Raw genomic sequence first — 24,278 nt, 5'->3', positions numbered from 1 at the left:
TCCCGACTGCTGCGTCGGGCTTCCTCGAATGGTACGTCCGGCTGACACCTCGCTCAAGCATCTCTGCGGCTGCTGAGCATGTTGCGCAATACGCGCCCGCCGCACCCTGATATCGTGTGGCACTATGCCCGCCCTGGATCGCACCGACCTCGAACTGCTCACCGCTCTCGCGGAGGACCCGCGCACGACCGTCGTGAAGCTCGCCGACAGGCTTCGGCTGTCGCGCAACACCATTCAGGCTCGGATGGCACGGCTCGAGCAGACAGGGGTGTTCGAGTCGTACGAGAGGTCCTACTCGACCGAGGTGCTCGGTTTCCCGCTGCAGGCCTTCATCAGCATCGGGGTGCGGCAGACCGAGCTGCCCCGCATCATCAGCGAGTTGTCACGGGTGCCGGAGATCGTCCAGGCTCACGGGCTCAGCGGGTCGATCGACCTGCTTGCGCGAGTGGCGTGCCGTGATGCGCGTCACCTGTTCGACACCGACGCTCGGATCCTGTCGATCGAAGGGGTCGAGCGCACCGAGACCTCGCTCGCGATGGGCGAGGTCATCCCGTTCCGGGTGGCGGGGCTCATCGGCCTCGCACGACGGGAAGCCTGAGGAAGCGACGGATCGCCCCCGCCGCCTCGGCCGGGGTCTCGTAATGGATGAGATGACCGACCTCGGCGATCTCCACCAGCTCCGCCTGAGGGAACATCATCGCGAGACGCCGTTCCGCCTCGATCGGCGTGATGTCGTCGCGTTGCGCCGCGATGAGGAGCGTCGGAACGTCGATGACCCCCGCGAACGCCCGAACATCATGCGAGACGCTGGTCACGAAGGCGTCATGGAGCACATCGCGGTCGGCGAAGAGCGAGAAGTAGGTGTCGTGCTGGTCGTGGATGAATCGGCGAAGCGCAGGATCGCGGGTCTTCGCCATCGCGATGCTCATCACCCGTACGATCAGCGGGTGGCGGAGCAGCGCCGTGCCCAGCTGCTGGGGCAGGCGCGCTCCGAGTGAGTAGTACAGCACGGCCAGGCGCGTGAGCAGCCCTTTCGGCCCTTCCAGCGCAGGTGCGCCGATCGGGTTGATCAGGATGAGCCGAGGCGTCTCGAGCCCGCTCGCGACTGCAGCGGAGGAGACGATCGATCCGAACGAGTGCCCGAGGATGATCGCGCCTGGCGCGACCGTTCTCGCGAACTCGCACAGCCAGCCGGCGTAGAGACCGAGATCGTGCTCGCGGCCGGGGATCGGCGGCGTCTCTCCGAAACCGGGGAGGTCGGGCGAGATGATCCGGATGCCGGGCAGGTATGCCACGACCGGCTCGAGTCCGTGGTGCTCCCCCCTGAAGCCGTGAACGGCGATGATCGTCTGCGGCTCCTCGTGCGCGTCGGCGTCGCCGTAGACCCAGTACGCCGTCGTCGAGCCGAGCACCTGCACCTCACGCCTCTCGACCGGGATCTCGGCGAGACGGGCGGCATACGGCGAGGCGACGGGCATGAGGACGAGTCTACGGGAGCCGATGTCGGTGGCCGTGCATATGTTCGAATGCGAGAGGAGAAGTCATGCATGCGATCATCGACACCAGCCCCGCGCTCCTGTGGGAGACTCCCGCCCTGCGCAGCCCCGCCGAGCACCTCGAGCGTGCCGGCGACCACCTGTGGCGCGTCGTCGACACACGCGGCAGCATCCGCGGACACCTCCGCGTGATCGCCGACCCGCTCGGCATCCGCTACCGCGCGGAGCGCCTGCATCTGGCATCCGGAGCGTTCCGCCTCGTCGGCGAGTTCTGGGACGTCGATGATGCCGTCGCCGCGCTGCGCGGCTGATGAGGTGCCCCCTGCAGGATTCGAACCTGCGACCAACGGATTAGAAAGCCGATGCTCTTCCTCTGAGCTAAGGAGGCGCGTTACCTCCAGATTACCGCGTCGGGACCCGTCGCTAGGATCGAACCATGGTTTCTGCGACTGAGAACGACCGGCTCGTCTGGATCGACTGCGAGATGACGGGCCTCGACCTCTCGGTCGACGAGCTCGTCGAGATCGCCGTCGTCGTCACCGACTTCGAGCTGAACCTGCTCGATCCCGGCTTTCAGATCGTCATCAAGCCAGGCGACGCGGCGCTCGCACACATGAACGAGTTCGTCACGAACATGCACCGCACCTCGGGCCTGATCGACGAGATCCCGAACGGCGTGACGCTCGCCGAGGCCGAAGAGCAGACGCTCGCCTACATCAAGCGCTTCGTGCCGCTCGAACGCAGAGCACCTCTCGCGGGGAACACGATCGGCACCGACCGCATGTTCCTCGCGAAGTACATGCAGGACGTCGACCAGTACCTGCACTATCGCAACGTCGACGTGTCGAGCGTGAAGGAGCTGTCGCGCCGCTGGTACCCGCGAGTCTTCTTCCAGGCGCCCGAGAAGAACGGCGGTCACCGCGCCCTCGCCGACATCCTCGAGTCGATCCGCGAGCTGCGCTACTACCGCTCGGCGGTGTTCATCGACGCTCCCGGACCGTCGTCCGAGCAGGCTCGCGACATCGCAGCGCGCACGGTGTCAGAGTTCACCCCGAACATGTAATAGACTTATCGAGTTGCCCGCTCCGGCAGGCGCATGGTGGGTATAGCTCAGCTGGTAGAGCACCGCGTTGTGGTCGCGGGGGTCGCGGGTTCAAGCCCCGTTACTCACCCGGAAGAAGGCCCCGGATCCTGAAGGATCCGGGGCCTTCGCGTTCATGCCGTCTGTAGCATCGAAGCATGGCCTCGCACGCTCACCCCGCTTCGGATCCCGACCTCGCCACGCGCGACGACGGATCCGACGCCGGCATGGAGATGTCCGAAGAGGCGTTCGAGGCCCTCGTCATCGATGAACTCGACAGGCTGCCCGATGACATGGTCGACGGGCTCGACAATGTCGTGTTCGTCGTGGAGGACGAGCCGGATGACGGCAGTGACCTGTTCGGGCTCTACGAGGGCTTCGCCCTCACCGAGCGCGGGCAGTACGGCATGGGCGAGCTGCCCGATCGGATCATCGTCTATCGCCGTGCACACCTCGGGGCCTGTGCCGACGAGCACGCGCTCCGCGACGAGGTGCACACGACCCTCGTGCACGAGATAGCGCACTTCTACGGTCTCGACGACGAGCAGCTGCACGAGCTGGGGTGGGCATGAGCATCCCCTCCTCCACTCCCCTGCTCGACGAACAGCTCGACGAGCAGCTCGCCGCTGCGCCCCTGGTGCCTTGGCAGCTGGTGGTGTGGGATGACCCGGTGAACCTGATGAGCTACGTCGTGCGCGTCTTCCGCCGCTACTTCGGATACTCCGAGGAGCAGGCGACCGCCCTCATGCTCGCGGTGCACAACGACGGCCATGCCGTCGTCGCCACAGGTCCCCGCGAGACCATGGAGGTTCACGCGCAGGCGATGCACGACTTCGGACTATGGGCGACGGTCAGGCGGGTGCCGCAGTGACCGTCACCATCTCGATCGCCTGGATCGAAGGCCGCAACCTCCTGCTCCTGATCGATGAGTTCATCGGGCTCGTCGAGGGTCCGCGCAGCCCGGCCGATCCTGCTCTGGCCCGGCTGACGCCCATCGCCTACCCCGACGACGATGTCGCCGCGGCGGAGTTTCGTCGCGGCACCAGCGACCAGCTGCTCGACCGACGTCGCAGGGATGCCGAGGAGGTACGCGCCGATCTGGCGGGCTTCGCGGGCGAGCAGGACGACTCCCGCGACGTGCTCGAAGCTCACGACGTCGTGCTCGCGGCCGCGCGCGTAGACCCGTGGCTGCGCACCCTCGCGGCGATCCGACTGGTCGTGGCATCTCGTCTCGGCATCGACCGCGATGATCGGCACGCGGTCGATGACCCGCGCTTCCACGTGTACGACTGGCTCGGCTACCGCCTCGAGGATCTCATCCAGCGGGCCGACGCGATCGACCAGCAGGGCACCAGCAGCGCTACGGAGTGAGGATGCTCACCTGGGCGTGCCGCTGCGGCTCGTGACGTGCGATGTGCGCGTCCTCCTGGGCCGCCCACATGTCCCAGTGGCTGCGGAAGCCGTCGCCGTCGCGATCGAGGGCCCGGTGACGACGCGACTCGCGCGGTCCGTCGACCCAGACGGTCACGTCAGCCAGTGCCGCGGACGCCGATGTGAGCGCGCCGCAGCCTTCGACGATCAGGCCGAGCGCCGGATCGACGGCGTGTGCCTCGGCTTCCTCCTCGAGTTCCCAGTCCCATCGGCGCCAGATGCCGATCAGTCCGCGCCCATGCGGACGCAGAACCGTCTCGAGGGCGATCTCGCCGCCGCGCTCGAGACCTCCCCACCCGGGGTAGAGCGAGTCGAGGGCCAGCAGCTGAACCGGGGTGCCCAGGGGCCATGCGCGAGCGACCCGCGCGGCGAGGCTGCTCTTGCCCGCGCCGCTGCGACCGTCGATGACGACGACCGGGTTCGACGCAGACACCGCGGCCACCGCAGCGAGTATGCGCTCGGTCCCCGCGTCGAGACGCTCGCCGAAGGGATCGGGGGCTGGGGCTTTCGGCATGCTCCCACGCTAGTCGACCGACGCGGTCAGTCCCGGCTGAAGGGACGCGGCTGCGGCCCGTGCTGAGGGCCGCGTTCCGAAGCGCCGACGTGTCGTGCGCGGGTGATCATGCCGATGCCGAACCGCGCTCGCGCGTCATCGAGGGTCCCCTCGAGGCGACGCTGGTCTTCGTCGTCATCCCACAGCGCCGTTGCCGACGCGCCCGCAGGACGCAGCCTCTCGGCGCGGACGCCGACGAGACGCAGCGGGTCCCGTCGCTCGATCTGTGCGAACAGCGCGACCGCGGTCTCGCCGATGCGCTGGCCGACATCGGTCGGCTCGGGCAGCGAGACCGTGCGGCTCAGAGTGGTGAAGTCGGCGAAGCGGATCTTGATCGAGACGGCTCCCGCCTGCCAGCCCGATGATCGCAGCCGCGCGCCGACCCTGTCGGCGAGGCGGAGCAGCTCAGAGCGCAGCAGGTCGAGATCGCCGATGTCGCGGTCGAATGTCTCTTCGTGCCCGATGCTCTTCTCCACCCGCTCCGTCTCGACGACACGCGGGTCCCTGCCGCGGGCGAGGTCGCGCATGCGCTGGCCCAGTGCGGGCCCGACCGCCCTCTCGAGTGCCTCTGGCGGCGCCTCACGGACATCGCGGATGAGCCGGATGCCGCGGCGCTGGAGCGCCTCTGCGGCCTTCGGGCCCACGCCCCACATCGCGACCACCGGGCGCGGATCGAGGAACTCCTGGGTGTGCGCCGCGGGAACCACGAGCATCCCGTCGGGTTTCGAGACGGTGGATGCCATCTTCGCGACGTGCTTCGTGGCCGCCACCCCGACGCTGCAGGTGATGCCGACCTCATCGCGCACCCGGCGCCGGATGAGTCCCGCGATCTCGCCTGGACTCCCCCAAAGCCGCCGCACACCGCGCACGTCGAGGAATGCCTCGTCGATGGAGAGCGGTTCGACGAGCGGAGTGATGCTCTGGAAGATCTCCATCACCTGAGTGGACACCGCCCGATACCGGGTGAAGTCGGGTGGTACCACGCGTGCGGTCGGGCACAGTCGGAGTGCCTGGCCGACCGGCATCGCACTTCGCACGCCGAATCGGCGGGCCTCGTACGATGCGCTCGACACGACCGAGCGCCCGTCCGAGCCGCCGATGATCAGCGGGAGTCCCCGCAGCGAAGGGTCGTGCAGCACCTCGACGGCCGCATAGAAGGCGTCCATGTCGACGTGCAGGATTCCCGTGCCGCTGTCATCAGCGCCTTCCGGCGAGACCATGCGTCCCGATCCGTCACCGCGTCCCATGCCTCCATTCTCGCCGGGACCTCTGACATCGCGAAAAGGCCTGACCGCGCGCTCAGGCTGACTCGAGCAGCCGGCCGCCCCCCCCCCCCCCCCCCCCTGCGGGACAGAGCGATGGGCCGGGAAGCTCGCTCCCCGGCCCATCGTGGTCTCACCGACTACTGAGCCGCCCGTTCGAGGATGAGCTCGCGGACGCGAGCCGCATCTGCCTGGCCCTTCATGGCCTTCATGACGGCGCCGATCACCGCGCCGGCGGCCTGGACCTTGCCGTCCTTGATCTTCGCGAGCACATCGGGCTGCGCGGCGAACGCCTCGTCGATGGCCGCGATGAGCGCTCCGTCGTCGGACACGACGGCGAGGCCCCGGGAGTCGACGACCTCCTGCGGAGATCCCTCTCCCGCGATGACCCCCTCGAGCACCTGCCTGGCGAGCTTGTCGGTCAGGGTTCCGGCATCCACCAGCTTCTGCAGAGCCGCCACATCCTCCGGGGCGACGAGACCGGCGGCCTCGCGCTCCTGCGCATTCGCGATGCGGGTGATCTCTCCCGTCCACCACTTGCGCGCGGCTGCGGGTGCGGCGCCTGCGGCGATCGTCGCCTCGACCACGTCGATCAGCCCGCCGTTGCGCACGTCCTGGAACTCCAGATCGGTGAAGCCCCACTCCGCCTTCAGACGACGGCGGCGGGCGACGGGCTGCTCGGGCAGCGCGGCGCGAAGCTCTTCGACGAGCTCACGCGACGGCTGCACGGGCAGCAGATCGGGCTCCGGGAAGTAGCGGTAGTCGTCGGCGTCGGACTTCGGGCGGCCCGGTGAGGTCGTGCCGGTGTCCTCGTGCCAGTGACGCGTCTCCTGGATGATGGTGCCGCCGTCTGCGAGGATCGCGGCCTGACGCTGGATCTCGTAGCGCACTGCGCGCTCGACCGAGCGCATCGAGTTGACGTTCTTGGTCTCGGTGCGGGTGCCAAGCTTCTCCTGGCCGCGAGGTCGCAGCGACACGTTCGCGTCGCAGCGCAGGTTGCCTCGCTCGAGACGAGCTTCCGAGATGCCGAGGCCGCGCACGATGTCGCGGATCGCCGCGATGTATGCCTTCGCATACTCCGGAGCACGGTGCTCGGCGCCGAAGATCGTCTTCGTGACGATCTCGACGAGCGGCACACCCGCGCGGTTGTAGTCGACCAGCGAGTACTCAGCGCCCTGGATCCGCCCGGTGGCCCCACCCATGTGCGTGAGCTTGCCTGCGTCCTCCTCCATGTGAGCGCGCTCGACCGGGATCGTCACGAGCGTGCCGTCCTCGAGCTCGACCTCGACGGAGCCCTCGAACGCGATCGGCTCGTCGTACTGCGAGATCTGGTAGTTCTTGCCGAGGTCGGGATAGAAGTAGTTCTTCCGCGCGAACCGGCTGGACTCGGCGATCGAGCATCCGAGCGCGAGGCCGAGGCTGATGGACGAGCGCACCGCGGTCTCGTTGACCACGGGAAGCGAGCCGGGCAGACCGAGGTCGACCGGGGCGATGAGGGTGTTCGGCTCGGCGCCGTGGAACTCGTCATTCGCCGGGTTCGGCGCGTCGGAGAACATCTTCGTGCGCGTGTTCAGCTCGACGTGCACCTCGAAGCCGAGCACGGGCTCGAACAGTTCGAGGGCCTTGTCGAAGTCCATGAGCTTGGCGGTGGCCATCAGCGGGTTCCTCCCAGCAGCTGCGGAGCACGGGCGAGCAGAGGCGCGCCCCATGAGTCGACCAGCACGGCCTCGAGGGCCGCGCCGACGCGATAGAGACGGGCGTCCTCGTGAGCGGGCGCGAGGAACTGGATGCCGACGGGCAGCCCGTCCTCGGACGCGAGGCCGGAGGGGATCGAGATGCCGGGGACGCCCGCGAGGTTCGCGGGAATCGTCGTGAGGTCGTTGAGGTACATCTGCAGAGGGTCGTCGATCTTCTCGCCGATCCTGAACGCCGTCGTCGGAGCCGAGGGCGTGGCGATGACGTCGACCTGCGCGAACGCCTCGTCGAAGTCACGCTGGATCAGCGTGCGCACCTTCTGCGCGCTGCCGTAATAGGCGTCGTAGTACCCGGCGGAGAGTGCATAGGTTCCGAGGATGATGCGACGCTTGACCTCGGGGCCGAATCCCGCCTCGCGCGTGGCCGACATGACGTCCTCGACGGTCGCTCCGCCTTCGGGGGTCACACGCAGACCGAACCGCACCGAGTCGAACTTCGCGAGGTTGCTGGATGCCTCGGCGGGGAGGATGAGGTAGTAGGCGGCGACGCCGTACTCGAAGTGCGGTGCCGAGATCTCGACGATCTCCGCGCCCTGCGCCTCCATCAGCGCGAGGGACTCGCGGAACGAGGCCGCGACGCCGGCCTGGAAACCGGAGTCGGGCAGCTCCCTGATCACGCCGACCTTGAGTCCCTTGAGCACCTGGCCTGTCGCTCCCTCGCGAGCGGCGGCGGCGAACGACGGCCAGTCCTGCGGCAGCGAGGTGGAGTCCTTCGGGTCATGGCCGCCGATCACATCGTGCAGCAGGCCGGCGTCGAGCACGGTGCGGGTGACGGGTCCGACCTGGTCGAGGCTGGATGCGAGAGCGATCGCGCCGTAGCGGCTGACACCACCGTAGGTGGGCTTGATGCCGACCGTCCCCGTGACGTGCGCCGGCTGGCGGATCGAGCCGCCTGTGTCCGAGCCGAGGGCGAGCGGCGCCTCGAAGGCGGCGACAGCCGCGGCCGAGCCGCCGCCCGATCCGCCGGGGATCCGGTCGAGGTCCCACGGGTTGCGCGTCGGCCCGTATGCCGAGTGCTCGGTGGAGGACCCCATCGCGAACTCGTCCATGTTGGTCTTGCCCAGGGCGATCAGACCGGCTGCGCGCGAGCGCGCCACGACGGTGGCGTCGAAGGGCGACATGTACCCCTCGAGGATCTTCGAACCGCTCGTGGAGGGCATGTCCGTCGTCACCAGCACGTCCTTGACCGCGAGCGGCACCCCGGCGATCGGGCCGAGCTGCTCGCCGGACGCACGTCGTGCATCCACCTCGGCGGCTGCGGCGAGGGCGTGCTCGTTCACGTGGAGGAAGGCGTGCACATCGCCGTCGATCTGGGCGATGCGGTCGAGGTGAGCCTGCGTCGCCTCGACGCTGGAGATCTCACCGGCTGCGATCTTCTCGCCGAGCTCGGCGGCGGTAAGGCGGATGATGTCGCTCACTGCTCTTCTCCCAGGATGGCGGTGACGCGGAAGCGGCCATCGGCGGCATCCGGAGCGTTCTGCAGGGTCTGCTCGAGCGTCAGGGTCTGGCCGACCTCGTCGGGGCGGTAGACGTTGCTCATCGCGATCGGGTGGCTCGTGGCGACAACGTCGGGCGTCGCCACCTCTGACACCTTGGCGATGTTGTCGACGATGGCGTCGAGCTGACCGGTCAGCTGAGTCACCTCGTCGTCGGAGAGCTGGATGCGCGCGAGCACGCCGAGATGGCGCACAAGATCAGGGGTGATTTCAGACACCACATCAGTCTACGAGAGCGCGACGCGCAGACGCGTAGGCTGGGAAGCGTGACCGAGTTCGTTCCTCCTCGCCCATGGACCGCCAGCTACGCCGAAGGGGTTCCGCAGGATCTGCCCGAGGTGACCGGCTCGCTGATCGACATCGTCGAGGCGTCGGTGCGCGACTACCCGGACGCCCCTGCTCTGCAGTTCTTCGGGCGCGAGACGACCTATCGCGAGATGCAGGACGCGATCGATCGAGTCGCCTCGGGGCTCCGCGACCTCGGCATCGGCCCGGGCGATCCGGTCGCGATCGTGCTGCCCAACTGCCCGCAGCACATCATCGCCTTCTACGCCGTGCTCCGCCTCGGCGCCGTGGTGGTCGAGCACAATCCCCTCTACACCCCGCGAGAGCTCCGCAAGCAGTTCGAGGATCACGGAGCCAAGCACGCCATCGTGTGGAGCAAGGTCGTCGAGACCGTCCAGGCGTTCCCGGCGGACCTGGCCGTGTCGAGTCTCGTCTCGGTGGATGTGACGAAGTCGATGCCGTTCATGACCCAGCTGCTGCTGAAGCTGCCGATCACCAAGGCTCGTGAATCGCGCGCCGCGCTGACCGCCAAGGTGCGCGGCGCGATCAGCTGGGACTCGCTGGTGTCGGCAACGCCGCTGCCTTCGTCGCACCCGCGCCCGGGAACCGACGACCTCGCGATCATCCAGTACACGTCCGGCACGACCGGCACGCCGAAGGGTGCGTCGCTCACGCATCGGAATCTGCTCGCCAACGCCGCACAGGCGCAGGCGTGGGTCCCCTCCATCACACGCGGCGACGGCTGCGTCGTCTATGCCGTGCTGCCGATGTTCCACGCATACGGACTCACGCTGTGCCTGACATTCGCCATGTCGATGGGCGCGAGGCTGGTGCTGTTCCCGAAGTTCGATCCCGACCTCGTGCTCGAGGTGACGAAGAAGCATCCGGCGACCTTCCTGCCGCTCGTTCCGCCGATCGCCGAGCGTCTGCTGTCGGCCGCCGCGGAGAAGGGCATCTCCCTCGCGGGCACCGAGGTGGCGATCTCGGGCGCCATGGCGCTCGCGCATGAGCTGGTGGTGCCGTTCGAGAAGGCGTCCGGCGGATTCCTCGTCGAGGGGTACGGCCTGAGCGAGTGCTCCCCCGTGCTGATGGCGAATCCGGTGGCTGACAACCGCGTCGCGGGCACTGTCGGCTTGCCTCTGCCCGGCACGGAGTGCCGCGTGGTCGATCCGGAGAACCCGACAATCGACGTCCCGGCCGGATCCGCGGGCGAGCTGATCGTGCGAGGGCCGCAGGTTTTCTCGGGCTACTACGGCAAGCCGGAGGAGACCGAGGCGGTGTTCGTCGACGGCTGGTTCCGCACCGGCGACATCGTCACCATCGACGAGGCCGGCTTCGTGCGCATCGTGGACCGAATCAAGGAGCTCATCATCACCGGGGGCTTCAACGTGGCTCCGACCGAGGTCGAGGGGGCCCTTCGCCAGCATCCGGATGTCGTGGATGCGGCCGTCGTCGGGCTGCCCAGCGACCACTCCGGTGAGGAGGTCGTCGCCGCGATCGTCGTCGAGAACGGCAAGGATGTCGACATCGAGGCGATCCGCGAGTTCGCCCGCGGCATCCTGACACCGTACAAGGTGCCACGGCGGCTCTTCATCGTCGACGAGCTCCCGAAGTCGCTGATCGGCAAGGTGCTGCGGCGACAGGTGAAGGAGCGCCTGCTGGCGCTCACCTCGGGCAGCTGACCGGCCAGCACTCTCACATCCTCACCCACTATCGTTGTCAGGTGACTGCCGACGACATCGCCCCCGCCCCCGACGCACCCGAGATCGCGGAGGAGCGAGCGACCACTCCCGGATTCGAGGAGCTGGGTATCACCGGCTCGCTGCTGAAGGCGATCAAGGACCTCGGGTACGAGACGCCATCGCCCATCCAGGCGGCGACCATTCCCACTCTGCTGCAGGGCCGCGACGTGGTCGGCATGGCGCAGACCGGCACGGGCAAGACCGCGGCTTTCGCGCTGCCGGTTCTCGAGCGGCTCGAGCCGGGACAGAAGACACCGCAGGCGCTCGTGCTCGCTCCCACGCGTGAGCTCGCGCTGCAGGTGTGCGAGGCGTTCGAGGCGTACTCGACGAAGATGAAGGGCGTGCACGTGCTGCCCGTCTACGGCGGCCAGGGCTATGGCGTGCAGCTCTCGGCCCTGCGCCGGGGCGTCGACGTGGTCGTGGGCACCCCTGGTCGCATCATGGACCACCTCGCCAAGGGCACTCTCGACCTCTCGGACCTGAAGTACCTGGTGCTCGACGAGGCCGACGAGATGCTGAAGATGGGCTTCGCGGAGGATGTCGAGCAGATCCTCGCACAGACTCCGGAAGAGAAGCAGGTCGCCCTGTTCTCGGCGACGATGCCGGCCAGCATCCGCCGGCTCGCGCAGCAGTATCTGCGCGATCCCGAGGAGATCACCGTCAAGTCGAAGACCGCCACGAACACGAACATCACCCAGCGCTACCTCGTCGTCTCGTACGCCCAGAAGGTGGATGCCCTGACCCGCATCCTCGAGATCGAGAACTTCGACGGGATGATCATCTTCGTCCGCACGAAGAACGAGACCGAGACGCTGGCGGAGAAGCTGCGCGCCCGCGGCTACTCGGCCGCGGCGATCAACGGTGACGTGCCGCAGGTGCAGCGAGAGCGCTCCGTCAACCAGCTCAAGGACGGCAAGCTCGACATCCTCGTCGCCACCGATGTCGCGGCCCGCGGTCTCGACGTCGAGCGCATAAGCCACGTCGTCAACTTCGACATCCCCACGGACACCGAGTCGTACGTGCACCGCATCGGCCGCACCGGCCGCGCCGGCCGCACCGGCGACGCGATCAGCTTCATAACGCCGCGTGAGCGCTACCTGCTCAAGCACATCGAGAAGGCGACGCGCCAGGTTCCGGCGCAGATGCAGCTGCCGACCACCGAGGATGTCAACACCACTCGTCTCGCTCGATTCGACGACGCGATCACCTCGGCGCTCGAAGAGACGCGTCGCATCGAGGCGTTCCGCGACATCATCGCCCACTACGTGCGCAACCACGACGTGCCCGAGGCCGATGTCGCCGCGGCACTGGCCGTGGTCGCGCAGGGCGAGACGCCCCTGCTGCTCGACCCCGAGAACGATGAGCTCTCGAGGGCGGTCGAGCGCGACAACCGCCCGCCTCGCGAGCGCGCCGATCGCGGCTCGCGTGAGCGCCGCGGACGAGGCGACTATGCGCCCTATCGCATCGAAGTCGGCCGTCGTCACCGCGTCGAACCCCGTCAGATCGTGGGGGCGCTCGCGAACGAGGGCGGCCTGGGCCGCGACGACTTCGGCGCCATCTCGATCAAGCCCGACTTCTCGATCGTCGAGCTGCCGGTGAACATGGACCCGTCAGTGCTCGACAGGCTGCGTGACACGCGCATCTCGGGGAAGCTCATCGAGATCCGCCCCGACCGCGGAGTGCCTAACCGTCGTGCGCCGCGCGACCGCGACGACCGCGGTGGCCGAGGATACTCGCGCGACGATCGCGGCGCACGCTCTGACCGCGGCGGCTACCCGCGCGACGACCGCCCGGCACGCAAGCCTCGTCACAAGGGCTGAGGCACCCTCACCCGGTCATCCCGCGCGCATCGGTCGACGGGATGACCGGGTCCCGACTGCAGCAGGCGGTCACGCGTCGAGGGCGGCCGGACCCTCTGTGACGAGGATGTGGAACTGCGCGGCATCGAGGATGCGCACGCCCAATGCCTCGGCCTTCGCGAGCTTCGACCCCGCGCCAGGGCCGGCCGCGACGAAGTCGGTCTTCTTCGACACCGACGCGGCAGCTTTACCGCCGGCCTTGATGATCGCCTCCTGCGCGCCCTCGCGGGTGTAGCCGTCGAGGCTGCCGGTCGCGACGACGGTGAGTCCCTCGAGCACTCCCCCGGCGGCGACGGCGGCTCCCGGGCCGGGGTGTCCCGGCGTCGACCATTGCACCCCCGCCTCGGCCCACTGCCGCACGATGTCCTGGTGCCAGTCGACCTCGAACCAGCTGAGCAGCGAGTCGGCGATGATGCCGCCCACGCCCTCGACCGCGGCGAGCTCGTCGCGGGTGGCGGCGCGGATGGCCTCCAACGAGCCGAACCACTGCGCGAGAGCGCGCGCCGCGACAGGTCCGACGTGGCGGATGTTGAGCGATACGAGCAGCCGCCAGAGCTCCTTCGTCTTCGCCTTCTCGAGCTCGCCCAGGAGCTTCACCGCCTGCGACGACGGCTGCGGACCGTCCAGCCCCTGCTTCTTCTCCGCGGCGCTCGGGTTGCGACGGAACGGCGACCGGGTCTTGACGATGCCGTCATCGTCCTCCTTCGGCAGCCCTGTCTCGGAGTCCCGGACGACGACCTCGATCGGCACGATCTGCTCGAGTGTGAGATCGAACAGCCCGGCCTCGGTCTCGAGCGGCGGGACGGAAGGGTGGCTCGGCTGCGTGAGCGCCGCTGCGGTCACCTCTCCCAGCGCCTCGATGTCGAGCGCGCCACGGGATCCGATGTGCTCGACGCGGCCACGCACCTGCGCGGGGCATGATCGGGCGTTCGGACAGCGCAGGTCGATGTCGCCCTCCTTCATGGGCCGCAGCGGCGTATCGCACTCGGGGCATCGCTCCGGCATGACGAACTCGCGTTCGGTGCCGTCGCGCTTCTCGGAGACCGGCCCCAGAACCTCCGGGATCACGTCGCCGGCCTTGCGGAGCACGACGGTGTCGCCGATAAGCACCCCCTTCGCCTTGACGACGTCCTTGTTGTGCAGGGTCGCCTGCCGCACCACCGAGCCGGCGACGTGCGCGGGCTCCATCACGGCGAACGGGGTCGCTCTGCCTGTGCGCCCCACCGACACGACGATGTCGAGCAGCCTGGTCTGCACCTCCTCGGGCGGGTACTTGTAGGCGATGGCCCAGCGCGGAGCCCGGCTCGTGGTGCCGAGCTCGTCGTGCAGCGCGAGCTCGTCGACCTTGACGACGATGCCGTCGAGTTCGTGCTCGACGTCGTGCCGATGCTCACCGAAGTATGCGACGAAGCCCTCGACCTCGTCGATGCTGCGGCACACCTTCGTGTGCGGGCTGGTCGGAAGGCCCCATTGCGCCAGCAGCTCGTACACCTCGCTCTGCGCGGCGACAGGAGGGTTCGTCCACGCGCCGATACCGTGCACGTAGAGGGACAGCGAGTCGATGCGCAGCAGACCCGCTTCGCGCTCGAGGCCGGTCTTCTTGTCGATCTGCTGACGCAGGCCGCCGCTGGCGGCGTTGCGCGGATTCGCGAACGCGGGGAATCGTCGCGCGGCGGCGGTGCGCGCCTTCTCATCGTCGAACGACTTCTTCGCGCCGCCCCGCGCCTCCCAGCGATCACGAGCCTCCGCGTATACGCGATCACGGAACGACGCCTGAGCGGCGTTGAGCCGCTCGAACGCGGCCACGGGGATGAACACCTCGCCTCGGACCTCGACGATCTCCGGGTGCCCCTCGCCGCTCAGCCGCTCGGGGATGTCGGCGAGACGCAGCGCGTTCTCGGTCACGATCTCGCCGACGCGGCCGTCGCCGCGCGTCGCGGCTGAGGTGAGCACGCCGTTCTCATACCGCAGGTTGATCGCCAGCCCGTCGATCTTCAGCTCGGTGAGCCAGGCGACATCGCGACCCGATGCGGCCTCGGTCTTGGCCGCCCATTCGCGCAGCTCGTCTGTGGAGAACACGTTGTCGAGGCTGAGCATCCGCTCTGCGTGCTCGATCGTCGCCAAGCCCGTCGCCTCTGCCGCGCCGACCATCTGCGTCGGCGAGTCCTGCCCCTGCAGCTCGGGATGCAGCCGTTCGAGCTCCTCGAGTCGGCGCATCCAGCCGTCGTAGGTGGCATCGTCGACGATCGACGTGTCGCGCCCGTAGTACGCGTCCTTCGCCTCGAGGATGCGGGTCGTCAGCTCTTCGGCTTCAGCGCGGGCGTCTGTCAGCGAGATGTTCTCGGGCACCCTCCGAGTCTACGAGCGGGCGCCGACATCCTGCGGCACGTGTGCGCATCCGACGCGGGCACGGGCGACCTGACTGGCCGTGCGGGCTCGGAGAAGTGCACGTGCCGCGGACCCTCAGCCCGAACACACCCGCGCGAAGCGTGCGGACGTGGCGCTGCCTCAGGCGCCGATCGGAACGGCCGACACCGTGGTGTCGATCGTGAACTGTCCGAGCACGCGGCTGCCGACGTAGATGACCGCGCTCTGCCCGGGAGCCACGCCGTCGAGCGGCACCTCAGGAACGACGCGCACTCCTGCGTCCGTCACGTGCGCATGGGCCGGCACGGGTTCGGCGTGGGCGCGGATCTGCACCTCGCATGAGAAGTCGGATGCCTCCGGCGCCGCGCCCGCCCACGAGAAGCGCTCCCCCGAGATCTCGGCGATCGCGAGCGCCTCCTTGGGACCGACGACGACCGTGTTCGTGATCGGGCGCACCTCGAGCACGAAGCGCGGCTTGCCGTCGGAGGCCGGGACGCCGAGGCGCAGACCTCTGCGCTGCCCCACCGTGAACGAGTGCGCGCCGTCGTGCGTGCCGATCACATCGCCGTTGCGGTCGACGATGTCGCCCGTCGCCGTGCCGACCTTCTCGGCGAGCCAGCCGCGCGTGTCGCCATCCGGGATGAAGCAGATGTCGTGGCTGTCGGGCTTCTGCGCGACGGTGATGCCGCGCTCGGCGGCCTCGGCGCGCACCAGCGCCTTGGAGGGCGTGTCACCGAGCGGGAAGTAGGTGTGGGCGAGCTGCTGGGCATCGAGCACGCCGAGCACGTAGGACTGGTCTTTGGCCGAGTCGGAGGCGCGATGCAGTTCGAGCCCCCCTTCGCCGTCCACGAGGGTCGCGTAGTGCCCGGTGCAGACCGCGTCGAACCCGAGCTCGATCGCACGCTCGAGGAGGGCGGCGAACTTGATCTTCTCGTTGCAGCGCAGGCAGGGGTTCGGGGTGCGCCCCGCCTTGTACTCGGAGATGAAGTCGTCGATGACATCGTCGCGGAAGCGCTCCGAGAAGTCCCAGACGTAGAACGGGATGCCCAGCAGGTCGGCCACGCGCCTGGCGTCCATCGCGTCCTCGATCGTGCAGCATCCCCGGCTTCCGGTGCGGAGCGTCCCGCCGGCTCTGGAGAGCGCGAGGTGCACGCCGACGACGTCGTGCCCGGCGTCGACCGCGCGAGCCGCCGCAACCGCCGAGTCGACACCGCCGCTCATCGCCGCAAGAACTCGCATGGGCTCCATTCTACGAGCGACCGCCTGAGCGGGCCCCGTCAGCGTCGCGCGCGTGCGACGGCATCCGACATCGCCGCGACGACGGCGTCGACGTCATCCTCGGTCGATGACGCCCCCAGTGTGAACCGAAGCACGCTGCGCGCGTCCTGCTCGCTTCGCCCCATCGCCAGCACGACGTGCGACGGCTCGGCGACGCCGGCCTGGCACGCCGAGCCGGTGGATGCCGAGATGCCGGCCATGTCGAGCAGGAAGAGCAGGCTCTCCCCTACCGCGCCGGGGAATACGATGTGGGCGTTGCCCGGCAGACGATCGTCCGGGTCGCCGAGCAGGATGGCGGACGGGACGGACCGCATGATCCCCGCGACGAGCCTGTCGCGGAGGGCTGCGAGCCGGATGCCCTCATTCTCTCGCTCGGCAGCCGTCTCCGCCAGAGCGCACGCGAGGGCTGCCGCACCGGCCACGTCCTGGGTGCCGGCGCGCAGGCCGCGCTGCTGCATCCCGCCACGCAGGAGCGGGGCCATCAGAGCGCTGCGCGCGACCACGAGTGCGCCCGTCCCCACCGGCGCGCCGATCTTGTGACCCGCGATGCTCATCGCGACCAGCCCCGCCCCCTGTGGCGCCTCCCCTCGCAGCTCCCGGAACGCGAGCGGAAGGTGCCCGCAGGCCGCGACCGCATCGAGGTGCAGCGGCACCGCCGCCGATGCCGCCGCGGCGCTCAGCGCTGTCGCATCGTTCACGGTCCCGACCTCGTTGTTCGCGACGAGCGCCGTCGCCAACGCCGCGCCCTCCAGAGCCGCGCCGAAGGCCGCCGCATCGATGCGGCCGACATCGTCGACGCCGACCGAGCGGACCTCCGCCCCCTCGCGCTCGAGAGCGGCCACCGTGTCGATCGTGGCGTGATGCTCGGCATCCGGGAGCACGATCGCCTCGGTACCGGAGCGGCGTGCCGTCCACAGACCCCGCAGCGCCGTGTTGATCGACTCCGTGCCCCCTGAGGTGAAGACAACCTCGATCGCCTCGCAGCCGAGCACCGCGGCGACCCGGTCGCGCGAGTCCTCGAGCAGGCGACGGGCGTCCTGGCCAGCCCCATGCGTGGACGAGGCGTTGCCGACGCTCTCGGATGCGGCGAGCCAGGCCGCACGGGCGCCGGGGCGCAACGGCGTGGTGGCCGCGTGGTCGAGATAGTGCCGCATCCGTCAATCCTCCCACCGTCCGCGCACGCGGGACTGGGAGCCATGAAGGACGGGACGCAGATTCACCGCGCACCGGCGTCCCCGTTTAGGCTGTTCCCCATGCCCGCTCTGCCCTTGCCGCCGCTCGGCGGCGACACCCTCAACGACCTCGGCGTGCGCCTGCACGACGGCGTCGGCACCCTGCGCGTCTGGTCGCAGAACGCGTCATCCGTCGAGCTCGTCGTCTTCGACGAGGACGACCTCGACTGGGAGACCGCGACGCTGCCTCTCGAACGGCAGACCGGCGGCATCTGGCAGATCACGACGGATCTGCTGCAGGCGGGAACCCGCTACGCCCTGCGCGTGGACGGGCCGCACGGCCCAGGCAACATCTTCAACCCCGAGATGCTGCTGCTCGACCCGTACGCGCGCGGCCTCGCGCAGGGTGACGGATACGAGGAGTGGCGCTCCGTCGTCATCGCCGACGGCTTCGACTGGGGCGACGTCGGCAAGCCCGCCGTGCCGATGGACGAGACCGTCATCTACGAGGGCCACATCAAAGGGCTCACGAAGAGACATCCGGGCGTCCCGGCCGCCCTGCACGGCACGTACGCCGGGCTCGCCCACCCGGCCATGACCGACTACCTGAGAGAGCTCGGGGTGACCGCTGTCGAGCTGCTGCCCGTGCAGGCCTTCGTGTCGGAGCCGAGGCTCCTCGAGCGCGGGCTCACCAACTACTGGGGCTACAACACCCTCAACTTCTTCACCCCGCACACCGCCTATGCGAGCGAATCGGCGCGCCGCGCCGGTCCGGAGGCCGTCCTCGCCGAGTTCAAGGGCATGGTCAAGCTGCTGCACCAGGCCGGGATCGAGGTCATCCTCGACGTCGTGTACAACCACACCAGCGAAGAGGGCATCGGCGGCCCCCGCTCGAGCTTCCGCGGCATCGACAACGCGCTCTACTACCGCCAGCTCGCGGACGGCGCCTACGTCGACACGACCGGCTGCGGCAACACGCTCAACACCTCCGCGGACGCGCCGGCCCGGCTCGTGCTGGACTCGCTGCGATACTGGGCGACCGAGATGCAGGTCGACGGGTTCCGGTTCGACCTCGCAACCGCGCTGGCGCGCAACAGCGGCCACGAGTACGACACCGAGCATCCGCTGCTGCGGGCGATCGCCGAGGATCCGGCACTCCAGGACGTGAAGATCATCGCCGAGCCGTGGGACGTCGGTCTCGGCGGCTGGCAGACGGGCAACTTCCCCGCCGGCTGGAGCGAGTGGAACGACCGGTACCGCGATCGAGCGCGCAACTTCTGGCTCAGCGACATCGACTACGCGCGCCGGGCATCGGCCCCCGTCGGGATCGGCGGCTTCGCGAACCGTCTCGCCGGATCGGCGAACACCTACTCGCAGGAGCGCGGGCCGCTGGCCAGCGTCAACTTCGTCACCGCGCACGACGGCTTCACACTGCATGACCTGGTGACCTACGACGTGAAGCACAACGAGGCCAACGGCGAGCAGAACCGCGACGGCGCCGATGTGAACCGCTCGTTCAACCACGGCGTCGAGGGCGAGACCGACAACCCCGCGATCACCGCGGCGCGCCGCAAGGCGATGCGCAACCTCATGGGCACTCTGCTGCTTTCTGCCGGGATCCCCATGATCACCGCGGGCGATGAGTTCGGACGCACGCAGAAGGGCAACAACAACGCCTACTGTCACGACTCCCCGCTGACCTGGCTGAACTGGGCGCACGAGCCGTGGCAGAAGGATCTGCTCGCACACGTCACCCTGCTCACGCGTCTCCGCGCCGAGAACCGCGCATTGCGACCGGCACGCTACGCGGTGCTCGGCGAGCACGTGCCCGAGGCGTCCGAGATGGAGTGGTTCGACCAGAACGGCGAGACCATGGAGGTCGAGCAGTGGAACGACCCCCGCAACCGCACGCTGCAGTATGTCGCGACCAGCGACCCTCATGATGGGGAGAGCAATCGCATCCTCCTGATCGTGCACGGCACGGAGGCCCCGATCGACGTCCGGCTGCCCGACGATCTCGACGGCGCGACCGCCTTCGTGTCCCTCTGGTCGAGTGCGGACGAGGCCCCTCCCAGCGAGCGCAGACGGTATCTTCCGGGCGATGTGCTGCCCATCACAGGCACCTCGATGCAGCTCTTCCGGGTGGAGTGACGCGCACTGCCAGGAGCGGTACATTCAAGGTGTGGCAGCACAGACAGCACCTGAATCTGCGGGCCTGAGAAGCCCCGCACAGATCCCTCTGCGCCCCGCCGCCGAGACCACAGCACCCGAAGGGCTGAGAACCGGGCGGATACCGCTCTTCTCCCCCACACCGCACGTCCCCCAGGGCTTCCCCGCCAAGGCCTTCGCCGGAGAGGCGGTGCCGTTCGACGTGGTCTCGTTCCGCGAGGGCCACGATCTGATCGGCGTGCACCTGCGCCTGTCCTCCCCCGACGGAACCGAGTCGCTGCACAGAATGCGCCCGCTCGCCGACGGCACCGACCGCTGGCGAACGACGGTCGCGATCGACACGAGTGGCGACTGGCGCTACCGCTTCGAGGGCTTCTCCGACGATTACGCCACCTGGGCGCATGCCGCCGACGTCAAGGCCGCGGCCGGGGTCGACGTGGCGGTGATGTGCGCACTCGGCGTGCAGCTGCTCGCGGCTGCCGGGAAGGAGCAGGATCGCCCGTCGGGCGAGATGCGGATGCTCAGGACCGCCGCGACGACGCTCAGGAAGGCGCAGAAGACGGCTGATGCCGATGCACTACGTGCGGTGGCTGTCGACACCGCGCTGACGGCGGCGTTCGCCGCACGCCCGCTCGCCTCGCTCGGATCGGTCACCGAGTGGCTGCCGCTGCGCGTCGAGCGGAGGCTGGCCGGAGTCGGCGCCTGGTATGAGTTCTTCCCCCGCTCCGAGGGTGCGGTCCGCCGCAAGGACGGCTCCGTGAAGAGCGGAACGTTCCGCACTGCGGCGAAGCGGCTTCCCGGGGTCGCCGGCATGGGCTTCGACGTCGTCTACCTCGTACCGATCCACCCGATCGGCGAGACCAACCGCAAGGGGCGCAACAACACACTGACGACCGAGCCGGGCGACCCCGGTTCGCCGTACGCGATCGGCTCCGCCGACGGCGGTCACGATGCCATCCATCCCGAGCTCGGCACCGAGAAGGACCTTCGGGCGTTCATCCGTGCCGCCGCGAAGGAAGGCCTCGAAATCGCGCTCGATCTCGCGCTGCAGGCGTCGCCGGACCACCCCTGGGTGAGCGAGCATCCCGAGTGGTTCACCACGCTGCCCGACGGCACGATCGCCTACGCCGAGAATCCGCCGAAGAAGTATCAGGACATCTACCCGATCAACTTCGACAACGACCCCGCCGGCAGCTACGCCGAGATGCTCCGAGTCGTCAAGCACTGGGTGGGGCTGGGGGTGAGGATCTTCCGAGTCGACAATCCGCACACCAAGCCGCTGCAGTTCTGGGAATGGCTGATCACCGAGGTGAACGCCGAGGATCCCGGCGTGATCTTCCTCGCGGAGGCGTTCACCCGCCCCGCGGTGATGCGCGCACTGGCCGCCGTGGGGTTCCAGCAGAGCTATTCATACTTCACCTGGCGCAACACCAAGGCCGAGCTGGAGGAGTTCCTCACGTCGGTCTCGCAGGAGACCAGTGACTACATGCGGCCGAACGTGTTCGTGAACACGCACGACATCCTCACCGAGTACCTGCAGTACGGCGGTCGCGCGGCGTACCGCATCCGCGCCTGCATCGCCGCGACCGCCGCTCCGGTCTGGGGCGTGTACGCCGGGTATGAGCTGATCGAGAACGTCGCCCGACCCGGATCCGAGGAGAACATCGACAACGAGAAGTACGAGTACAAGTTCCGCGACTGGGAAGGCGCCGAGGAGCGCGGCGAATCCCTCGCACCGCTCCTGCGCCGGTTGAACGAGATCCGCCGCGCGCACCCCGCGCTCGGTCAGCTGCGCAACTTCTCGGCGCACTGGAGCGACGACGACGCCGTGCTGGTCTACTCGAAGCATCTGGATGCCGCGTTCACCGGAACCGGACGCGACGACACCGTCATCGTGGTCGCGAACGTCGATCCGCACTCGGTGCGCGAGACGACGGTGCACCTCGACACCACCATCTGGGGTGTCGAGCCGGGCGAGGCGTTCGAGGTCGAGGATCTGCTCACCGGGGCGGTATGGACCTGGACCGACCACAACTACGTGCGCCTCGACGCGTTCGCCGAGCCGGTGCACATCCTGAAGGTGAAGGAGCGATCATGAGCTATCTCGAGGACGTCGCGGCGTCGGCGGAGTGGGTCGCGGTGGCGCAGGCCACCCATCACGATCCTCATGCGGTTCTCGGCGCGCATCCGCGAACCGACTCGGTCGGTCGCACCAGCACCACCATCCGAGCCAGGCGCCCCCTGGCCGAGACCGTGCAGGCGGTCTTCGACGACGGGTCGAGGCTCGATCTCGCGCACGTCGCGCACGGCATCTGGGAGGGCGGCCACAGTGGACCGCCCGTGACCTATCGGATCGCGACCACGTACGAGGGGGGCGAGGAGAACGTGGCAGGTGATCCCTACCGTCACCTCAGCGCGCTGGGCGATCTCGACATCCATCTCATCGGCGAGGGCCGCCACGAGCGCCTCTGGGAGGTGCTCGGGTCGCACCCGCGCGCGCTGGACGGCGAGCAGGGCGTCGATTTCGCGGTGTGGGCCCCGAACGCCTCCGCCGTGAGGGTGGTCGGCGACTTCAACGCGTGGAACGGCGAAGGTCACGCGATGCGATCGATGGGGGCGAGCGGGGTCTGGGAGCTGTTCGTACCCGATGTCCAGGTCGGCGCGCGCTACAAGTACGAGATCCTCGACGTCGACGGGCGGTGGCGGCTGAAGGCCGACCCCATGGCGCAGGAGTCCGAGCTGCCGCCGGCGACGGCGTCGGTCGTCACCCTCAGCGCGTATCGCTGGAATGACGGCGCCTGGCTGACCCGGCGGGCTGCGACGCATGCCGTCGCGCAGCCGATGTCGGTGTACGAAGTGCATCTTGGTTCCTGGCGAGGCGGGCTCACCTACCGGGATGCAGCCGACCCGCTGATCGCGCACGTGCAGGCGACCGGCTTCACGCACGTGGAGTTCATGCCCCTCGCAGAGCACCCGTTCGGCGGCTCGTGGGGGTATCAGGTCAGCGGCTACTACGCGGCCACGAGCCGGTTCGGCTCGCCGGACGACCTGCGATACCTCATCGACCGACTGCATCAGGCGGGCATCGGCGTGATCATGGACTGGGTACCAGGACACTTCCCCAAGGACGACTTCGCGCTGGCCCGTTTCGACGGCACCGCACTGTACGAGCACAGCGACCCCCGACGCGGCGAGCACCAGGACTGGGGCACCCTCGTCTTCGACTACGGCCGCAATGAGGTGCGCAACTTCCTCGTCGCGAACGCCCTCTTCTGGCTGAGCGAGTTCCACGTCGACGGCCTGCGGGTCGACGCCGTGGCCTCGATGCTCTATCTCGACTACTCGCGCAAGGCCGGCGAATGGGAGCCGAACATCCACGGCGGTCGTGAGAACCTCGAAGCGATCCGCTTTCTGCAGGAGGTGAACGCGACCGCATACCGCCAGCACAAGGGCATCGTCATGATCGCAGAGGAGTCCACCGCCTTCCCCGGGGTGACTGCACCCACCGACCATGCCGGCCTGGGCTTCGGGTTCAAGTGGAACATGGGCTGGATGAACGACTCGCTCGAGTACATGAAGCGAGACCCGCTGCACCGTTCGCACCACGAGGGCGAGATGACCTTCTCGTTCGTCTACGCGTTCGGTGAGAACTACATGCTGCCGATCAGCCACGACGAGGTCGTGCATGGCAAGGGCAGTCTCATCTCGCGGATGCCGGGCGATCACGCGCACAAGCTCGCGAACCTGCGAGCGTATCTCGGGTTCATGTGGGGTCATCCGGGCAAGAAGCTGTTGTTCATGGGCCAGGAGTTCGGGCAGATCGGCGAGTGGTCGGTCGACCGGGAACTCGACTGGTGGCTGCTGGATCAGCCGTCGCACGCGCAGCTGCAGAGCCTGGTCGGCTCGCTCAACTCCGTCTACCGATCCCAGTCGCCGCTCTGGGAGCGGGACAACGACGGAAGCTCGTTCTCTCGCCTCGGAGCACCGAGCTGGGACCCGAGTGTGATCGCGTTCGAGCGGCGGGATGCCCACAGCGGCCGTCTGGTCGTCATCTCGAACTTCGCAGGGGTGACCCGCACCGGCTACCGACTCGCCCTCCCGGTCGAGGGGGCATGGCAGGAGATCCTGAACACGGATGCCGCAGCCTTCGGCGGCCACGACACGGGCAACCTGGGCATGATCAGCGCGCACAGGGACGACGAGGACGCACCTGCGATCGCAACGGTCACGCTTCCCGCGCTCTCGACGCTGTGGTTCCGGCACCAGCCCGATCCGCATCTTCCGACGCCGAGTCAGTGGTGAAAGACGAGCGCCCGGTCCCTCAGGGGCCGGG

20 protein-coding genes and 2 tRNA genes are annotated in these 24,278 nt (G+C 68.7%); 12 read left to right on the top strand and 10 right to left on the bottom strand.

Annotation, left to right across the window (positions count from 1 at the left end; genetic code table 11):
* The first annotated feature begins 124 nt into the window (after positions 1–124).
* Positions 125–598 (top strand): Lrp/AsnC family transcriptional regulator, encoded by a 474-nt coding sequence (locus FVO59_RS13655; RefSeq protein WP_182253121.1) that lies wholly within the window; start codon positions 125–127, stop codon positions 596–598.
* Here FVO59_RS13655 and FVO59_RS13650 read toward each other — a convergent pair.
* Positions 570–1,478: an alpha/beta fold hydrolase gene (locus FVO59_RS13650; RefSeq protein ID WP_182253120.1), complete on the bottom strand. Its 909-nt coding sequence runs from the start codon at positions 1,476–1,478 to the stop codon at positions 570–572. The genes FVO59_RS13655 and FVO59_RS13650 overlap by 29 nt on opposite strands.
* A 65-nt stretch (positions 1,479–1,543) precedes the next feature.
* Here FVO59_RS13650 and FVO59_RS13645 point away from each other — a divergent pair, with 65 nt between their 5' ends.
* Positions 1,544–1,807, top strand: a complete 264-nt coding sequence (locus FVO59_RS13645; RefSeq protein ID WP_182253119.1) for a hypothetical protein — start codon at positions 1,544–1,546, stop codon at positions 1,805–1,807.
* A 5-nt stretch (positions 1,808–1,812) separates the two neighbouring features.
* Here the strand turns inward: FVO59_RS13645 and FVO59_RS13640 are convergent.
* Positions 1,813–1,884 (bottom strand) — tRNA-Arg (locus FVO59_RS13640).
* A gap of 48 nt (positions 1,885–1,932) precedes the next feature.
* Here FVO59_RS13640 and orn point away from each other — a divergent pair.
* From orn to FVO59_RS13615, 5 genes are all read left to right on the top strand, one after another.
* The gene (gene orn / locus FVO59_RS13635; RefSeq protein ID WP_182253118.1) at positions 1,933–2,559 is read left to right on the top strand and encodes an oligoribonuclease; all 627 of its coding nucleotides are present in this window, start codon (positions 1,933–1,935) and stop codon (positions 2,557–2,559) included.
* Positions 2,560–2,595: 36 nt separating this feature from the next.
* A tRNA-His gene (locus tag FVO59_RS13630) sits at positions 2,596–2,668 on the top strand.
* 136 nt (positions 2,669–2,804) lie between these two features.
* Positions 2,805–3,149, top strand: coding sequence for a metallopeptidase family protein (locus tag FVO59_RS13625; RefSeq protein ID WP_182256838.1), 345 nt, complete (start codon positions 2,805–2,807; stop codon positions 3,147–3,149).
* Entirely contained in the window at positions 3,146–3,448 is a 303-nt protein-coding gene (gene clpS / locus FVO59_RS13620) for an ATP-dependent Clp protease adapter ClpS (protein ID WP_182253117.1), read from the top strand. The genes FVO59_RS13625 and clpS overlap by 4 nt, the downstream gene beginning before the upstream one ends.
* Positions 3,445–3,948, top strand: a complete 504-nt coding sequence (locus tag FVO59_RS13615; RefSeq protein WP_259363250.1) for a DUF2017 family protein — start codon at positions 3,445–3,447, stop codon at positions 3,946–3,948. Before clpS ends, FVO59_RS13615 begins: the two co-directional genes overlap by 4 nt.
* On the opposite strand, the gene FVO59_RS13610 is transcribed toward FVO59_RS13615, so the two are convergent.
* From FVO59_RS13610 to gatC, 5 genes are all read right to left on the bottom strand, one after another.
* Entirely contained in the window at positions 3,938–4,522 is a 585-nt protein-coding gene (locus FVO59_RS13610) for a nucleoside/nucleotide kinase family protein (RefSeq protein ID WP_182253115.1), read from the bottom strand. The two genes, FVO59_RS13615 and FVO59_RS13610, sit on opposite strands and share 11 nt — an antisense overlap.
* Before the next feature lie 26 nt (positions 4,523–4,548).
* Positions 4,549–5,808 carry a DNA polymerase IV gene (gene dinB / locus FVO59_RS13605; protein WP_182253114.1) on the bottom strand — a complete coding sequence of 420 codons (1,260 nt, stop codon included), beginning with the start codon at positions 5,806–5,808 and terminating at the stop codon, positions 4,549–4,551.
* Between the two features lie 155 nt (positions 5,809–5,963).
* Positions 5,964–7,478 carry an Asp-tRNA(Asn)/Glu-tRNA(Gln) amidotransferase subunit GatB gene (gene gatB / locus FVO59_RS13600; protein ID WP_182253113.1) on the bottom strand — a complete coding sequence of 505 codons (1,515 nt, stop codon included), beginning with the start codon at positions 7,476–7,478 and terminating at the stop codon, positions 5,964–5,966.
* On the bottom strand, positions 7,478–8,995 hold the full coding sequence (gene gatA / locus FVO59_RS13595; RefSeq protein ID WP_182253112.1) for an Asp-tRNA(Asn)/Glu-tRNA(Gln) amidotransferase subunit GatA: 1,518 nt from the start codon (positions 8,993–8,995) through the stop codon (positions 7,478–7,480). The genes gatB and gatA overlap by 1 nt, the downstream gene beginning before the upstream one ends.
* A complete protein-coding gene (gatC, locus tag FVO59_RS13590; protein ID WP_182253111.1) occupies positions 8,992–9,291 on the bottom strand; it encodes an Asp-tRNA(Asn)/Glu-tRNA(Gln) amidotransferase subunit GatC in 300 nt (99 codons plus the stop codon). Before gatC ends, gatA begins: the two co-directional genes overlap by 4 nt.
* 48 nt (positions 9,292–9,339) lie before the next feature.
* Here gatC and FVO59_RS13585 point away from each other — a divergent pair, with 48 nt between their 5' ends.
* Positions 9,340–11,040 carry a long-chain-fatty-acid--CoA ligase gene (locus tag FVO59_RS13585; RefSeq protein WP_182253110.1) on the top strand — a complete coding sequence of 567 codons (1,701 nt, stop codon included), beginning with the start codon at positions 9,340–9,342 and terminating at the stop codon, positions 11,038–11,040.
* 41 nt (positions 11,041–11,081) lie between these two features.
* Positions 11,082–12,920, top strand: a complete 1,839-nt coding sequence (locus FVO59_RS13580; RefSeq protein WP_430736304.1) for a DEAD/DEAH box helicase — start codon at positions 11,082–11,084, stop codon at positions 12,918–12,920.
* A 69-nt stretch (positions 12,921–12,989) separates the two neighbouring features.
* Here the strand turns inward: FVO59_RS13580 and ligA are convergent, their stop codons facing one another.
* The 3 genes from ligA to FVO59_RS13565 form a co-directional block, all read right to left on the bottom strand.
* On the bottom strand, positions 12,990–15,308 hold the full coding sequence (gene ligA, locus FVO59_RS13575) for an NAD-dependent DNA ligase LigA (protein ID WP_182253109.1): 2,319 nt from the start codon (positions 15,306–15,308) through the stop codon (positions 12,990–12,992).
* A 159-nt stretch (positions 15,309–15,467) separates the two neighbouring features.
* Entirely contained in the window at positions 15,468–16,565 is a 1,098-nt protein-coding gene (gene mnmA, locus FVO59_RS13570; protein WP_182253108.1) for a tRNA 2-thiouridine(34) synthase MnmA, read from the bottom strand.
* 38 nt (positions 16,566–16,603) lie between these two features.
* Positions 16,604–17,758 (bottom strand): cysteine desulfurase family protein, encoded by a 1,155-nt coding sequence (locus FVO59_RS13565; RefSeq protein WP_182253107.1) that lies wholly within the window; start codon positions 17,756–17,758, stop codon positions 16,604–16,606.
* A 99-nt stretch (positions 17,759–17,857) separates the two neighbouring features.
* Between FVO59_RS13565 and glgX the strand changes: the two genes are divergently transcribed.
* From glgX to glgB, 3 genes are read left to right on the top strand one after another with little or no spacing between them, the layout of a single operon-like run.
* Positions 17,858–19,927 carry a glycogen debranching protein GlgX gene (gene glgX, locus FVO59_RS13560; protein WP_182253106.1) on the top strand — a complete coding sequence of 690 codons (2,070 nt, stop codon included), beginning with the start codon at positions 17,858–17,860 and terminating at the stop codon, positions 19,925–19,927.
* 31 nt (positions 19,928–19,958) lie between these two features.
* On the top strand, positions 19,959–22,043 hold the full coding sequence (locus FVO59_RS13555) for an alpha-1,4-glucan--maltose-1-phosphate maltosyltransferase (protein ID WP_259363248.1): 2,085 nt from the start codon (positions 19,959–19,961) through the stop codon (positions 22,041–22,043).
* Positions 22,040–24,247 (top strand): 1,4-alpha-glucan branching protein GlgB, encoded by a 2,208-nt coding sequence (gene glgB, locus FVO59_RS13550; RefSeq protein ID WP_182253104.1) that lies wholly within the window; start codon positions 22,040–22,042, stop codon positions 24,245–24,247. The genes FVO59_RS13555 and glgB overlap by 4 nt, the downstream gene beginning before the upstream one ends.
* The last annotated feature ends 31 nt before the right edge of the window (positions 24,248–24,278 follow it).

The organism is Microbacterium esteraromaticum, assembly GCF_014084045.1.
Classification (GTDB): Bacteria; Actinomycetota; Actinomycetes; order Actinomycetales; family Microbacteriaceae; genus Microbacterium; species Microbacterium esteraromaticum_D.
The sequence above is the reverse complement of the archived record's forward strand: the minus strand, read 5'-3'. Positions and strand labels throughout refer to the sequence as shown.